This window comes from Streptomyces sp. NPDC059454, from assembly GCF_042749965.1.
Taxonomy (GTDB): domain Bacteria; phylum Actinomycetota; class Actinomycetes; order Streptomycetales; family Streptomycetaceae; genus Streptomyces.
The window spans coordinates 60,130-74,993 of sequence record NZ_JBHYVC010000016.1; the positions used below are offsets into that span (position 1 = coordinate 60,130).

Genomic DNA, 14,864 nt, shown 5'->3' on the forward strand with positions numbered 1-14,864 from the left:
CTCGCGTTCCGTGGAGAGTGGGGCAGGGGCCAGAAGGGAAAGGGTAGTCGCCCCCGGCCCCCCTTCCGTAAGCCCGAGGAGGGCCCCGGAACGTCATGGGTCTGTCACAACACGGAGGGTTCGGAGCCGGGTACGTGGGGTCACCGCCCCCGTCGTGCGCCGGGCATGCTCCAGTCCGCCCTGAGCTGCGTTCACTCCCCTCCCCCCGTTGCCTCCCCACGCGGGCGCGAGATGCGGGATCATGTCTGGCATGACCGAGGTGTCCTCGCTCACAGGGCGGCTGCTCGTGGCCACTCCCGCCCTGGCGGACCCGAACTTCGACCGCGCGGTGGTGCTCCTCCTCGACCACGACGAGGAGGGCTCCCTCGGTGTCGTCCTCAATCGCCCGACGCCGGTTGACGTGGGCGACATCCTGGAGGGCTGGGCGGACCTGGCCGGCGAACCGGGTGTCGTCTTCCAGGGCGGCCCCGTGTCGCTGGACTCGGCCCTCGGCGTCGCCGTCGTCCCCGGTGGGACGGGCGGGGAGGCCGTGCCGCCGGGCTGGCGCCGGGTGCACGGCGCGATCGGGCTGGTCGATCTGGAGGCCCCACCGGAGCTGCTCGCCTCCGTCCTCGGCTCGTTGCGCATCTTCGCCGGATACGCCGGCTGGGGCCCCGGCCAGCTGGAGGACGAGCTGGTGGACGGCGCCTGGTACGTCGTGGAGTCGGAGCCCGGCGACGTCTCCTCCCCGTCCCCGGAGCGGCTCTGGCGCGAGGTGCTGCGCCGCCAGCGGGGCGAGCTGGCGATGGTGGCCACGTATCCGGACGACCCTTCGCTCAACTGATGCGTGTGAGCTTCAGTACCCTTGGCTGTTATGAGCACTCTTGAGCCCGAGCGCGGGACTGGTACGGGGACCCTCGTCGAGCCGACGCCGCAGACCTCCCACGGCGACGGTGACCACGAGCGCTTCGCCCACTACGTCCAGAAGGACAAGATCATGGCGAGCGCCCTCGACGGGACCCCCGTCGTGGCGCTGTGCGGCAAGGTGTGGGTGCCCGGCCGCGACCCGAAGAAGTACCCGGTGTGCCCCATGTGCAAGGAGATCTACGAGTCCATGGGCGCCGGCGGCGACGACAAGGGCAAGGGCGGCAAGGGCGACAAGTAGGTCCGTCCCCTCCCTTCGTCGGTCCGGTCCTCCTCCGAGGCCTCCGGGGTGCGCTTTGCGTGCCCCGGAGGCCTTTGTGCTGTTCGCGCGTTGCGCAGGGTGCGTCCGCCGGTCACGGAGTGGTTGAGACCTCTTGTGGCGTGGTTCACCCAGTCCTTAACCTCCGGTGTGTTGTGCACAGCGAAACCGCCATTGCATATGTTGCAACGCGCTCGGAGGAGCAACTCCATGAAGCTGTCCGCCCGCCTGGTCGCCGCCGCGGCCGTCCTCGTCACCGCCGCCTGCGCGCCCCAGACCTCCACGACCTCCTCCTCCGACAAGGACGAGAAGACCGGCACCCTCCGCGTCTGGCTCTTCCAGGAGGTCAACAACAAGCCCAAGGAACAGGTCGTCGACTCCGTCCTCGCCGCGTTCGAGAAGGCGCACGAGGGCGCCGAGGTCACCGTCGAGTACATCCCCGTCGAGACCCGCGCCCAGCGCATCAAGGCCGCCTTCAACGACCCGAAGTCGGCGCCCGACCTCATCGAGTACGGCAACACCGACACCGCCGGCTATGTGAAGGACGGCGGACTCGCCGACGTCACCGAGGAGTTCGGTGCCTGGGACGAGGCCGAGGACACCGACCCGACCGCCAGGCAGTCGGTCACCGTCGACGGCAAGGTCTACGGGGCCCCGTACTTCGTCGGCGTCCGCGCGCTCTACTACCGCACGGACGTCTTCGGCGAACTCGGCCTCGACGTCCCCGAGACCCAGGCCGAGCTGATCTCCACCGCGAAGGAGATCCACGCCGCGAAACCGGAGATGTACGGCATCGCGGTCGGCGGCGCCTACACCTACGGCGCGATGCCCTTCATCTGGGCCCACGGCGGCGAACTCGCCACCGGCGAGGAGGGCTCGTACGCCTCCGCCATCGACAGCGCCGACTCCCGCGAGGGCATCGAGGCGTACACCTCCCTCTTCGGCGACGACAACTGCCCGGCCGCCAAGTGCGCCGGCATGGGCGGCAACGACACGGTGACCGCGTTCGCCTCGGGCAAGGCGGCCATGGCGATCGGCGGCGACTTCAGCCACGCGGCCGTGGAGGCCGGGAAGGTCAAGGGCAAGTACGCCGTCGTACCGCTGCCGGGTGTCGAGGCCGGGTCCATCGCCCCCGCCTTCGCCGGCGGGAACAACCTCGGCGTGCTGAAGTCCACCTCGCACCGCACCCTCGCCGTCGACCTGATGAAGCGGCTCGCGTCGAAGGAGGCGCAGGGGGAGATGTTCGGCGCGATGGGGTTCCTGCCGACGTTCTCGGACGTGCGGGAGCAGGTGGCCGTGAAGGAGTCCTTCGTGAAGCCGTTCGTCGAGACGCTCGCGGCCGACACGAAGTTCGTGCCGGCCTCCCCGGCCTGGGCGCAGATCGACTCGTCGCTCGTGCTGCCGACGATGTTCCAGGAGATCGTCAGCGGTAAGAAGGACGTCGCGACCGCCTCGGGCGATGCGGCGAAGAGGATGAACGAGGCGTTCGGATCCGCCGGATGACAGGGCCCATGAGCCCGGGGGCCCCGGCGCGTCGACGGGTGCGGGCCGTTCGTGGTTTCTCGCCCGGTTCCCCGCGCCCCCGGGGAGGTTCCCGTGCCCCTTGGCTGTATCTCGCGCCTGCTCTCGTCGTCCTTGGGGGGCTGCTTGCCTACCCGATCTACCAACTCGGGCTGATCTCGCTCTTTCACTACACCCAGGCGCAGGTCAGCGGTGGAGAGGCGACCACCTTCGAGGGGTTCGGGAACTACGCCGAGCTCTTCGGGGACGAGCAGTTCTGGCAGGTGCTGCTGGCCACCGTGGTGTTCGCGGCGGCGTGTGTGGTCTGCACGCTGGCCGTGGGGTGCGTGCTCGCCGTGCTGCTCACGCGGGTGCGGGCCGTGCCGCGGCTCGCGCTGATGCTGGCCGCGCTCGGTGCGTGGGCGACCCCGGCGATCACCGGGTCCACGGTCTGGCTGCTCCTCTTCGACGCCGACTTCGGGCCGGTCAACCGGGTGCTGGGGCTCGGCGACCACTCCTGGACGTACGAGAGGTTCAGCGCCTTCTTCCTCGTCCTGCTCGAAGTGGTCTGGTGTTCCTTCCCGTTCGTGATGGTGACGGTCTACGCCGGGATCCGCGCCGTGCCGTCCGAGGTGCTGGAGGCCGCGTCCCTGGACGGGGCCTCGCAGTGGCGGATCTGGCGCTCCGTGCTCGCGCCGATGCTCCGGCCGATCCTGGTCGTCGTCACCATCCAGTCCGTCATCTGGGACTTCAAGGTCTTCACCCAGATCTACGTCATGACGGGCGGCGGCGGCATCGCCGGCCAGAACCTGGTCCTGAACGTCTACGCCTACCAGCAGGCGTTCGCGTCCTCGCGGTACAGCCTCGGCGCGGCGATCGGCGTGGTGATGCTGCTGATCCTCCTCGCCGTGACGCTGGTGTACCTGCGACTGTTGCGCCGTCAGGGGGAGGAACTGTGAGCCTTGTGAGCCAGGACGGGAAACCCCGGGTGAATCTTCTGCGCCGGTTCGTGCGGCGTCCGGGGCGGCTGGCGGCCGAGTCGGCGGCGCTGCTGGTCGCGGCCGTGGTGGCCTTCCCGCTGTACTGGATGGTGCTGAGCGCCTTCAAGCCGACCGGGGAGATCGAGTCGACCGAGCCGCGCCCCTGGACGCTCGCGCCCACGCTGGACTCCTTCCGGCGGGTGTTCGGGCAGCAGGAATTCGGCCGGTACTTCCTCAACAGCGTCGTCGTCGCCCTCGCCGTGGTGGTCGCCTCCGCGCTGATCGCCTTTCTCGCCGCGACCGCCGTGACACGATTCCGGTTCCGCCTGCGGACCACTCTGCTGATCATGTTTCTGGTGGCCCAGATGGTGCCCGTGGAAGCGCTGACCATCCCGCTGTTCTTCGTCATGCGGGACTTCGGCCAGTTGAACACGCTGTGGTCGCTGATCCTGCCGCACATCGCGTTCTCCCTGCCGTTCGCGATCTGGATGCTCCGGGGGTTCGTGAAGGCCGTTCCGGAGGCGCTGGAGGAGGCCGCCTACATCGACGGGGCGAGCCGCGCGCGCTTTCTGTGGCAGATCCTTTTCCCGCTCGTCCTGCCGGGCCTGGTGGCCACCAGCGTGTTTTCCTTCATCTCCACCTGGAACGACTTCCTGTTCGCCAAGTCCTTCATCATCAGCGACATCTCGCAGTCGACCCTGCCGATGGCGCTGCTGGTCTTCTACAAACCCGACGAGCCGGACTGGGGCGGGGTCATGGCGGCGTCCACGGTGATGACGATTCCGGTACTGGTCTTCTTCGTACTCGTGCAGCGGCGTCTGGTCTCCGGACTGGGCGGCGCGGTAAAGGACTGATGTGGCTGACATGACTGATGTGACCGACGTGACCTCACCGACGCATCTCGTCCCCGCACCCCGGACCGTCGAAGGGCCGATGCGCTGCGGTGTCGAGCTGGCCCCCGGCACCACCCTGTGGGCCGGGCCCGGTACGGAGACCACCGAGCGCTGGCTGCGCTCCACACTCGGCCCCGCCCTCGGCCTGCCGCTGCGGCCCGGCCCCGAGGACGCCCGCGACAGTCTGCGGCTGCGCCTCGACGACACCCTCGCCCCCGAGGCGTACCGGCTCGCCGTCGTGGCCAACTGGGGCATCGAGATCACCGGTGGCAGCGCGGCCGGGGTGTTCTGGGGCGCCCAGACGCTGCGCCAGCTGCTCGGTCCTGACGCCTTCCGCAAGGCGCCCGTGCGGCCCGGCATCACCCGCGGAATCCCGCACCAGATCATCGAGGACTCCCCCCGCTTCCGCTGGCGCGGGCTGATGCTCGACGTCGCCCGGCACTTCATGCCCAAGGAAGGCGTGCTGCGCTATCTCGATCTGATGGCGGCGCACAAACTCAACGTCCTGCACTTCCACCTGACGGACGACCAGGGCTGGCGGATCGAGATCCAGCGGTATCCGAAGCTCACGGAGATCGGCTCCTGGCGGGCCCGGACGAAAATCGGGCACCGCGCGTCACCGCTGTGGGACGACAGGCCGCACGGCGGTCACTACACCCAGGACGACATCCGCGAGATCGTCGCCTACGCCGCCGAGCGGCATATCAGCGTCGTCCCCGAAATCGACGTACCCGGCCACTCGCAGGCCGCCATCGCCGCGTATCCGGAACTCGGCAACTCCGATGTCGTCGACACCGCCTCCCTGACCGTCTGGGACACCTGGGGGATCAACCCGAACGTACTCGCCCCCACCGACGACACCCTGCGCTTCTACGAAGGGGTGCTCGAGGAAGTCCTGGAACTCTTCCCCGCGGACGCGGGCCCCTTCTCGCCGTTCGTGCATATCGGCGGCGACGAATGCCCCAAGGACCAGTGGCGCGCGTCGGACACCGCGCAGAAGCAGATCTCCCACCTCGGACTGGCCGACGAGGACGCGCTCCAGTCCTGGTTCATCGGTCACTTCGACGAGTGGCTCGCCGCGCGGGGACGCCGGCTGATCGGCTGGGACGAGATCCTGGAGGGCGGCCTGGCTCCCGGCGCCGCGGTGTCCTCCTGGCGCGGCTGCTCCGGCGGGGTCGCCGCCGCCCGCGCGGGGCACGACGTGGTCATGTGCCCTCAGCAGTGGGTGTACCTGGACTACCGTCAGGACGCGGGCCCCGACGAGCCGGTGCCGATCGGGTACGTGCGCACCCTGGAGGACGTCTACCGGTTCGAGCCCGTACCGTCGGAGTTGACGGGCGAGGAGAGCGCGCGGGTGCTGGGCACCCAGGCCAACGTGTGGACCGAGGTGATGGAGGACCAGGGGCGCGTCGACTACCAGACGTTCCCCCGGCTCGCCGCGCTCGCCGAGGTCGCCTGGAGCGACCTGCCCGCCCCCGCCGACCGGGACTTCGCCGGCTTCGAACGGCGGATGGCCGCCCACTACCGGCGCCTGGACGCCCTCGGGGTCGCCTACCGGCCGCCCACCGGACCGCTGCCCTGGCAGCGGCGTCCGGGCGTCCTGGGGCGCCCGATCGACGGCCCGCCGCCGAACCGGTAGCCCGCCCGCCCCGGGTTCCCGGCAGGGGTGGCCCGCCCCGCCGGGAACCCGAACGGGAGGTGCGCACCTGTTCGTCCCGTGTCGAACGGGTCACGCGAAACAGAGGCAAAGGTCACCGAAGGGTGACAATCCGAAGCGCACCGGTGATGTGGGGTGAAACCGTCCACGGCCGGGGTGAGGTGGGCGAATGCCTCCTAGCGGACCCCCGTCTTCGGCACCTGCCAAGATGTGCCAGAGTTGCCACGTCCGCCCTGTCAGGCCGTACCGTACGGCAGCACAGGTGGGACCAGGTGGGGCAGCGGGAAGGGGCAGCCGGTTTTGAGCACGCACGCACCGCAGGCGGCGCAGGCCGTGACGCTGCCCACGACACTCGACGAGGCCGTGGCGGCCCTCACGGCCATGCCCGCCGCCGTGCCCGTCGCGGGCGGCACCGACCTGATGGCCGCCGTCAACTCCGGGCAGCTCAGGCCCGCCGCGCTGGTCGGCCTCGGCAAGATCAGCGAGATCCGCGGCTGGCAGTACCTGGACGGACACGCGCTGCTCGGCGCCGGTCTCACGCACGCGCGCATGGGCCGCCCCGACTTCGCCGCCCTCATCCCGGCGCTCGCCGCCTCCGCGCGGGCCGCCGGACCACCGCACATCCGCAACGCGGGCACCCTGGGCGGCAACATCGCCTCCGCCGCCCCCACCGGGGACGCGCTGCCCGTGCTGGCCGCGCTGGAGGCGACGCTGATCATCGCCGGCGCGGGCGGAACCCGCCGCGAACTCCCGGTGTCGCACCTGCTGGCCGGGATGGACCTGTTGCGCCCCGGCGAACTCATCGGCTACGTGCGCGTGCCGCTGCTGCACGCCCCCCAGGTCTTCCTGAAGGCGACCGGCCGCACCGGCCCCGGCCGCGCGGTCGCCTCCGTCGCCCTGGTGCTCGACCCGGCCCGCCGCGGGGTGCGCTGCGCGGTGGGCGCCATAGCGCCGATGCCGCTGCGGCCCCTGCAGGCCGAGCAGTGGGTCGCGCAGCTCATCGACTGGGACAACAACCGCGCGATCGTGCCCGAGGCACTGAACGCGTTCGGGGAGTACGTCGCCGCGGCCTGCATCCCCGACGCCGCCCCCGGCGAGGACGGCACCGTCCCACCGCTTCCGCCCGCGGTACTGCACCTGCGGCGCACCGTCGCCGCGCTGGCCCGACGAGCACTGGGGAGGGCGCTGTCGTGACCGACGACCAGCACGGACAGGGCACGCCCCCGGGCGGCAGCCGCTGGGACCCGCTGCCCCAGGGCGACTACGACGACGGCGCCACGGCCTTCGTGAACCTCCCCGAGGGCGGCATCGACGCCCTGCTGGACGCCATGGAGAGTCCGCTCGCCGCGCCCGGCCACGGCTATGTGCCGCCGCAGATCACGGTCGACCCGGCGACCACCGCGGGCACCGACCCGGCGGCCACCGGCTCCTGGGCGGTGCCCGGCGCGCCCGTCGACGGCGCCCAGTGGCACGACCCCGAGGCGGGTGCGGCGCCGGGGGACCGGTTCACGTACGACCCCGGCACGACCGGGCAGTGGGCCTTCGAGGAGCGGGCCGCGGAGAACCCGGCGCCGGGGCACGACGTCACCGGCCAGTGGTCGATCCCCGTGGCCGACGGCGACCTGCCGGACGAGTCGGGTGAGTTCACCACGTCCGCCCTGGTCGAGCAGTGGGGCGGCACCCCGCCGATCACCCTCCCGGGCGGCGCCTCCGCCCCCTGGGCGCCCCCTCAGGCCATCGGCCGCCCGTGGGGACCCGGCGTACCCGGGGTCCCGCAGGACGGGGACCAGGAGCCGCGGGACGGCGGACACGGTCCCGCGCAGGACCGGCAGGAGCCCGGCCCCGCGCCTCAGCAGCCGCCCGGCGCGGGCACGTACGGCGGGCAGCCCCTGCCCGCCGCCGAGCCACTGCCGTACGCCGAGCCCGGCGGCCGGGGCGAGGACCTCGCGCCCGGCCAGGACGTGTACGGCGGGACGCCCGCCCAGGGCACGCCCGTGCAGCCGGCCGGCGAGCACCCGCAGGGGCGGCCGGACGCCGGCCCCGTGCCGGGGTCCTCCGGCATGCCCGCTCACGCCCCGGAACCCCACGGTGAGCCCGGTCGGGGCGATGGCCCCGCACCCCGGCAGCCGTCCGGCGCGACCGGGTACGGCGGGCATGCCGGGCCCCGGTCGGCCGGTGTGCCGCAGCCGTTCGCCGCCGAGGAGTACGCGGAGCAGCGGTGGCGGTCCGAGGCGGAGGCCGCCGAAGAGGCTCCGGCCGGACTCCGGGAGCACCCGCACCCCGGCGGCCAGGACGCCCCGGGGCCCGTTCCCGGGGCCGGTGAGGTCTCCGGGGACGCCGAGGACGCCCACGGGGCTCCCGAGGCCGCCGAAGGCCTGCCGGAGCCCTCCGCGCCCCCCGCCGAGCCCGCTCCGGACGCGGAACCGGCGGCAGAACCCGCCGACGCCGGACCCCCGGACACCGGCACGGCACCCGGCACTCCGGACGACCGGGGCGCATCGCGCGTGACGGACGACTCGCCGCCACCGCACGACGACCACCCCCTCGCCTCCTACGTGCTCCGCGTCAACGGCACCGACCGGCCCGTCACCGACGCCTGGATCGGCGAGTCGCTGCTCTACGTGCTGCGTGAGCGGCTCGGTCTCGCCGGCGCCAAGGACGGCTGCTCCCAGGGCGAGTGCGGGGCCTGCAACGTGCAGGTCGACGGCCGGCTCGTGGCGTCCTGCCTGGTCCCGGCCGTCACCGCGGCCGGCAGCGAGGTCCGTACCGTCGAAGGACTGGCGCAGGACGGTCGGCCCTCCGACGTGCAGCGGGCACTCGCGCGGTGCGGCGCCGTACAGTGCGGCTTCTGCGTGCCGGGCATGGCGATGACCGTGCACGACCTCCTCGAGGGCAACCCCGCGCCCACCGAGCTGGAGACCCGTCAGGCCCTGTGCGGCAACCTCTGCCGCTGCTCCGGCTACCGGGGCGTGGTGAACGCCGTCCAGGAGGTCGTCGCCGAACGCGAGGCGCACGCCGCGTCCGACGGGGACGACTCCGACGGCGAGACGGACCCGCCCCGCATCCCGCACCAGGCGGGCCCCGGCGCCGGCGGCGTCAACCCCTCCGCGTTCGGTACCCCCGGGCCCGACGAGCAGCCCCATGACCAGCCCTACGGCCAGGACGGAGGCCAGGCGTGACCAACGAAGCAGCCACCGCGCAGGCCGTGGAGGCCGCCGCCGGGCCGGAACCGCTCCCGCACGGACTCGGCGTCTCCCTCCCGGCCGCCGACGCCCGGGCCAAGACCGAGGGCACCTTCCCGTACGCCGCCGACCTGTGGGCCGAGGGCCTGCTGTGGGCGGCCGTGCTGCGCTCGCCGCACCCGCACGCGCGCATCGTGTCCATCGACACCACCCACGCGCGGGAGATGCCCGGCGTCCGCGCGGTGGTCACGCACGAGGACGTCCCCGGCGACCCGCTGCACGGCCGCGGCACGGCCGACCGCCCGGTCTTCGCCTCCGAGGTCGTACGCCACCACGGCGAGCCCATCGCGGCCGTCGCCGCCGACCACCCCGACACCGCGCGGATGGCCGCCGCCGCCGTCATCGTCGAGTACGAGGTGCTCGACCCGGTGACCGACCCCGAGCAGGCGTTCGAGGCCGAACCGCTGCACCCCGACGGCAACCTGATCCGGCACATCCCGCTGCGCCACGGCGACCCCGACGCGGCCGGCGACGTCGTCGTCGAGGGCCTGTACCGCATCGGCCGCCAGGACCCCGCCCCCATCGGCGCCGAGGCCGGACTCGCCGTGCCCCGCCCGGACGGCGGCGTCGAGCTGTACCTGGCCTCCACCGACCCGCACGGCGACCGGGACACCGCCGCCGCCGCGTTCGGCCTGGCACCCGATCAGGTGAAGGTGGTCGTCACCGGGGTCCCCGGCGCCACCGCCGACCGCGAGGACCGGAGCTTCCAGCTCCCGCTCGGCCTGCTGGCGCTGCGGACCGGCTGCCCGGTGAAACTCGCCGCCACGCGCGAGGAGTCCTTCCTCGGCCACACCCACCGCCACCCCACGCTGCTGCGCTACCGCCACCACGCCGACGCCGAGGGCAGACTGGTGAAGGTCGAGGCGCAGATCCTGCTCGACGCGGGCGCCTACGCCGACACCTCCTCCGACGCCCTCGCCGCCGCCGTCGCCTTCGCCTGCGGCCCGTACGTCGTCCCGAACGCCTTCATCGAGGGCTGGGCCGTACGCACCAACAACCCGCCCTCCGGCCACGTGCGCGGCGAGGGGGCGATGCAGGTGTGCGCCGCCTACGAGGCGCAGATGGACAAGCTGGCCAAGAAGCTCGGCGTCGACCCGGCGGACGTGCGGATGCGCAACGTGATGGCCACCGGCGACGTGCTGCCCACCGGCCAGACGGTGACCTGCCCGGCCCCGGTCGCGGAACTCCTGGAGGCGGTGCGGGACTTCCCGCTGCCGCCGCTGCCCAAGGACACCCCCGAGGACGAGTGGCTGCTGCCCGGCGGCCCCGAGGGCGCGGGCGAACCGGGCGCGGTGCGCCGGGGTGTGGGCTACGGCCTCGGCATGGTGCACATGCTCGGCGCGGAGGGCGCGGACGAGGTGTCCACGGCCACCGTGCGGGTCCAGGGCGGCGTGGCGACGGTGCTGTGCGCGGCCGTGGAGAGCGGCCAGGGCTTCTCCACCCTGGCCCGGCAGATCGTCCAGGAGACCCTCGGCGTCGACGAGGTGCACGTGGCGCCCGTCGACACCGACCAGCCCCCGGCAGGACCGGGCTGCCGCGGCCGGCACACCTGGGTGTCGGGCGGCGCGGTGGAGCGCGCGGCGAAGATGGTCCGCACCCAGCTCCTCCAGCCCCTCGCGCACAAGTTCGGCATGTCCACCGAGCTGCTCCAGATCACCGACGGCAAGATCACCTCGTACGACGGCGTGCTGTCCACGACCGTCGCCGAGGAGCTGGACGGCAAGGAGCTGTGGGCCACCGCCCAGTGCCGTCCCCATCCGACGGAGCCGCTGGACGGGGCCGGCCAGGGCGACGCCTTCGTCGGCATGGCCTTCTGCGCGATCCGCGCGGTGGTCGACGTCGACATCGAACTCGGCTCGGTACGGGTCGTGGAGCTGGCGGTCGCCCAGGACGTGGGCCAGGTGCTGAACCCGGCGCAGCTGGCCGCCCGGATCGAGGCGGGCGTGACCCAGGGCCTGGGCGCCGCGCTCACCGAGAACCTGCGCACGCCGCGCGGACTGGTCCGCCACCCCGACCTGACCGGATACGCCCTCCCGACGGCGCTGGACGCTCCGGACATCCACATCGTGAAGCTGGTCGAGGAACGGGACGTGGTCGCGCCGTTCGGCGCGAAGGCGGTCAGCGCGGTGCCGGTGGTGACCTCGCCGGCGGCGATCGCCTCCGCCGTCCGGGCCGCCACCGGCCGCCCGGTGAACCGGCTGCCGATCCGTCCGCAGGCCGCGGTGGTGACCGGGGGCTGAGCCCCGTTCCGGGCGATTCCCCGGGTGATTCCCGGGGAAAGGCAACGCGAACGGCCGCTCGGGCGTCCTCAGTGACGGGGCGTCGGATCCGCCGCCCTCGGTCCGGGGGCGTTGTCAGTGGTGCCGCGTAGTGTTCCGAGCAGTGGGGAAGGCTGCCGGGTCCGGAGGGCCCGGTCCGTCCTGCCCGGGGCGGGACGTTCGCGGGCCCGGGACCGAGCACACGTATCGCGGGGGAATCATGAGCACGACCGACACCATCGCCACAGCGGCGATCACACTGACCGACGCCGACCTCGATCCCTTTGTCACGCACGCGTCCACGCGCGGCTGGCTGACCGGCCCCGGACTGCCCGCCGACAGCGGCCTGTTCAGCTTCGCGGAGCTGACGCGGCAGGGCGGCCCGCGCACGGTGGGCGACTCGACGGGCGGCCCCGGCGACCGGCTCCCCGCCCAGCTGCGCGACCAGCTGGTCATCGGCGGACTGCTGGGCCCGGCCGGTCTGGAGACGGAGTCGGTGCTGCTCGACGGGGCGACCGGCGAGGTGTCCACGACGTTTTTCTTCCACGACCGCCCCGACCTGATGGACCGCCGTCCGCTCGCCCCGTCCCTGCCGACGCTGGTGCGGTTCGCCGCGGCGACGGACGAACTGGCGGGACTGCGAGGCCAGTTCGCCGCGTACGCGGGCCGGTACGGCACCAAGGCGGTCGCGGAGGCCTCCCGGCAGCTGCTGGCGGTCTTCGAGGAGGGCGCGGACGGCGAGCCGGCACCGTTCTGGAAGATGGCCGCGCTGATCAGGCCGCTGGCCCTGGTGGCGGGGCCCGGCACGGCCTCGGGGCTGGCCCTGGACCTCCCCGTCCGCCTGCTGGACGAGGAGTTCGGCCGGGGCGGAGTGGTCCGCTTCGAGGAGGTCGACTTCCCCGCGACGCTCGACCACGAGCCGACCCGCCGCTTCCTGCGCGAGACGGGCCTGCCGGAGGACGGCTTCCTCTTCCACCTGGACACCGATCTGCCGCTGCGCACGCTCGCGGAGTACTACGCCGACGAGTGCGGACGCCGCGACGACCGCCTCCCCGCCCGGGCCGATCACCTGATACGCCTCGGGTACCTGATCGAGGACACCGCCCTGGTCGTCGACGGAACCACGGGAGCGGTCCTCAGCTGGAGCGAGCCGGACGCCGTCCTCTCGCCCCTGAACACGGACATCTCCACCCTCGCCTTCACCCTCTGGCTGCTCCACCGCGAGCACGCCATCGACGAGGAGTCGGGCCACGCGCTGACCACCGACACCTACGACCAGCTGGCACTGACGATGCTCCAGGTCCTGTCCTCCATCGACCCGACGGGCACGACGGCCGACGCGGACTGGCACTACTGGACGGAGCTCTTCCAGGACGAGGCGGGCGGGGTGCTCTGAGAGCACCCCGCCGCGCGTGGAGGCCGTGGCGGGATTCGAACCCGCGTAACTCGCTTTGCAGGCGAGTCCCTGGGCCACTCGGGCACACGGCCGCGTCGGGGGCGAAGTGCCCTGCGGCACCTCGCCGTTCCGAACCGGTGGGACGACCGTACGGCGGGCCGGAGGCGGCGCTCAAGGAAACGCCGGGGGCCGCAATACGACTGCCACACGCCGTTCATGAACGAAGGGTTCCGGTCCTACGACCAAGGTCCCGGTGCCGGTCCCGACCCCCGACAGGGGTCAAACCGTGTCGTGGCCCTTACGCTGGCGACCATGACCGCCCCGAACCCGCGTGACACCGATGTCGCCGAGCCCGCCGACGCCCCCGCGCCGGCCGTCACCCCCGACGAGACCGTGCTGAGCGGCCCCTACCGGGCGCTGAGCATCGGCGTCGTCTCCGTGGTGCTGCTGATCGCCTTCGAGGCGACGGCGGTCGGTACGGCGATGCCGGTGGCGGCGCGCGAGCTGGACGGGGTGCCGCTGTACGCGTTCGCGTTCTCGGGGTACTTCACGACCAGCCTGTTCGGCATGGTGCTGTCCGGCCAGTGGTCGGACCGGCGGGGCCCGCTCGCGCCGCTGGCCTGGGGCATCTCCTCCTTCGCCGCCGGGCTGCTGCTCGCCGGGACGGCCGGGGCGATGTGGCTGTTCATCCTGGGGCGGGCCGTGCAGGGACTCGGCGGCGGACTGGTGATCGTCGCGCTGTACGTCATCGTCGGACGGGCCTATCCGGAGCGGCTGCGGCCGGCGATCATGGCGGCGTTCGCGGCGAGCTGGGTGGTGCCGTCGATCGTCGGCCCGCTGGCCTCCGGCGCGGTGACCGAGCACATCGGCTGGCGCTGGGTGTTCCTCGGCATCCCGGTGCTCGTGGTGTTCCCGCTGGCGCTCGCGCTGCCGCAGATACGGCGGCTGGCGTCCGGCCCGGTGAACGGGGACGCGGACGCGCCGGCCTCCTTCGACGGCCGCCGCATCCGCCTGGCCCTGGCGATCTCCTTCGGCGCGGGCCTGCTCCAGTACGCCGCCCAGGACCTGCGCTGGATGTCCCTGCTGCCGGGCGCGCTGGGCGTGGCCCTGCTCGTCCCGGCCGTGCGCGGCCTGCTTCCGCGCGGCACCTACCGGGCGGCGCGCGGACTGCCCTCGGTCGTCCTCCTGCGCGGAGTCGCCGCCGGCTCCTTCATCGCGGCGGAGTCCTTCGTCCCGCTGATGCTGGTCACGCAGCGCGGCCTCAGCCCGACCCTCGCCGGCTTCTCCCTCGCGGCGGGCGGCGGCACCTGGGCGCTGGGCTCCTGGTTCCAGTCCCGGCCCCGCCTGGAGCCGTACCGGGAGCGCCTGATGACCCTCGGGATGGTGCTGGTGGCGGCGGCGATCGCGGCGGCCCCGTCCGTGCTGATCGACGCCGTGCCGGCCTGGACGGTGGCGGTCGCCTGGGCGTTCGGCTGCTTCGGCATGGGCCTGGTGATCTCCTCCACCAGCGTGCTGCTGCTCCAGCTCTCCGCCCCCGAGGAGGCCGGCACCAACTCCGCCGCCCTGCAGATCTCCGACGGCCTGTCCAACGTCGTCCTGCTGGCCGCCGGGGGAGCGGCCTTCGCGGCCCTCGGCGGCGGCACGGCCGGCCACGCGGCGACGGAGGCCGCCGGCTCCCACCCGGCCGCCTTCGCGGCGGTGTTCCTGCCGATGGCGGCGGTGGCGCTGGCGGGGGCGTGGGTGGCTACGCGGATGAGAGCGATTGAGTAGTACCAC

The 14,864-nt window shown here is 73.0% G+C and carries 11 protein-coding genes and 1 tRNA gene; 11 read left to right on the forward strand and 1 reads right to left on the reverse strand.

Translation table 11 applies throughout. From position 1 onward, the window contains the following. The first annotated feature begins 250 nt into the window (after positions 1 to 250). The 10 genes from ACFXAE_RS14125 (at position 251) to ACFXAE_RS14170 (ending at position 13,088) form a co-directional block, all read left to right on the forward strand. Positions 251 to 823, forward strand: a complete 573-nt coding sequence (locus ACFXAE_RS14125; RefSeq protein WP_384713095.1) for a YqgE/AlgH family protein — start codon at positions 251 to 253, stop codon at positions 821 to 823. 30 nt (positions 824 to 853) lie between these two features. Beyond that, complete coding sequence (locus tag ACFXAE_RS14130) at positions 854 to 1,144, forward strand: DUF3039 domain-containing protein (protein ID WP_007498192.1); 291 nt, start codon at positions 854 to 856, stop codon at positions 1,142 to 1,144. Positions 1,145 to 1,372: 228 nt separating this feature from the next. After that, entirely contained in the window at positions 1,373 to 2,665 is a 1,293-nt protein-coding gene (locus ACFXAE_RS14135; RefSeq protein ID WP_384713098.1) for an extracellular solute-binding protein, read from the forward strand. Further along, positions 2,662 to 3,621: a carbohydrate ABC transporter permease gene (locus ACFXAE_RS14140; RefSeq protein ID WP_384713101.1), complete on the forward strand. Its 960-nt coding sequence runs from the start codon at positions 2,662 to 2,664 to the stop codon at positions 3,619 to 3,621. The genes ACFXAE_RS14135 and ACFXAE_RS14140 overlap by 4 nt, the downstream gene beginning before the upstream one ends. 29 nt (positions 3,622 to 3,650) lie before the next feature. Beyond that, positions 3,651 to 4,496 carry a carbohydrate ABC transporter permease gene (locus ACFXAE_RS14145; protein ID WP_384713265.1) on the forward strand — a complete coding sequence of 282 codons (846 nt, stop codon included), beginning with the start codon at positions 3,651 to 3,653 and terminating at the stop codon, positions 4,494 to 4,496. 10 nt (positions 4,497 to 4,506) lie between these two features. Then, positions 4,507 to 6,174, forward strand: coding sequence for a beta-N-acetylhexosaminidase (locus tag ACFXAE_RS14150; RefSeq protein ID WP_384713104.1), 1,668 nt, complete (start codon positions 4,507 to 4,509; stop codon positions 6,172 to 6,174). 318 nt (positions 6,175 to 6,492) lie between these two features. Continuing rightward, positions 6,493 to 7,386 carry an FAD binding domain-containing protein gene (locus ACFXAE_RS14155; RefSeq protein WP_384713107.1) on the forward strand — a complete coding sequence of 298 codons (894 nt, stop codon included), beginning with the start codon at positions 6,493 to 6,495 and terminating at the stop codon, positions 7,384 to 7,386. Then, positions 7,383 to 9,371: a 2Fe-2S iron-sulfur cluster-binding protein gene (locus tag ACFXAE_RS14160; RefSeq protein WP_384713110.1), complete on the forward strand. Its 1,989-nt coding sequence runs from the start codon at positions 7,383 to 7,385 to the stop codon at positions 9,369 to 9,371. Before ACFXAE_RS14155 ends, ACFXAE_RS14160 begins: the two co-directional genes overlap by 4 nt. Beyond that, on the forward strand, positions 9,368 to 11,674 hold the full coding sequence (locus tag ACFXAE_RS14165; RefSeq protein WP_384713113.1) for a xanthine dehydrogenase family protein molybdopterin-binding subunit: 2,307 nt from the start codon (positions 9,368 to 9,370) through the stop codon (positions 11,672 to 11,674). The genes ACFXAE_RS14160 and ACFXAE_RS14165 overlap by 4 nt, the downstream gene beginning before the upstream one ends. Positions 11,675 to 11,912: 238 nt before the next feature. Continuing rightward, entirely contained in the window at positions 11,913 to 13,088 is a 1,176-nt protein-coding gene (locus tag ACFXAE_RS14170; protein WP_384713116.1) for an SUKH-4 family immunity protein, read from the forward strand. A gap of 17 nt (positions 13,089 to 13,105) precedes the next feature. On the opposite strand, the gene ACFXAE_RS14175 is transcribed toward ACFXAE_RS14170, so the two are convergent. Continuing rightward, positions 13,106 to 13,180: transfer RNA gene (locus tag ACFXAE_RS14175), tRNA-Cys, on the reverse strand. A gap of 220 nt (positions 13,181 to 13,400) precedes the next feature. Here ACFXAE_RS14175 and ACFXAE_RS14180 point away from each other — a divergent pair. After that, entirely contained in the window at positions 13,401 to 14,858 is a 1,458-nt protein-coding gene (locus tag ACFXAE_RS14180; RefSeq protein ID WP_384713119.1) for an MFS transporter, read from the forward strand. The last annotated feature ends 6 nt before the right edge of the window (positions 14,859 to 14,864 follow it).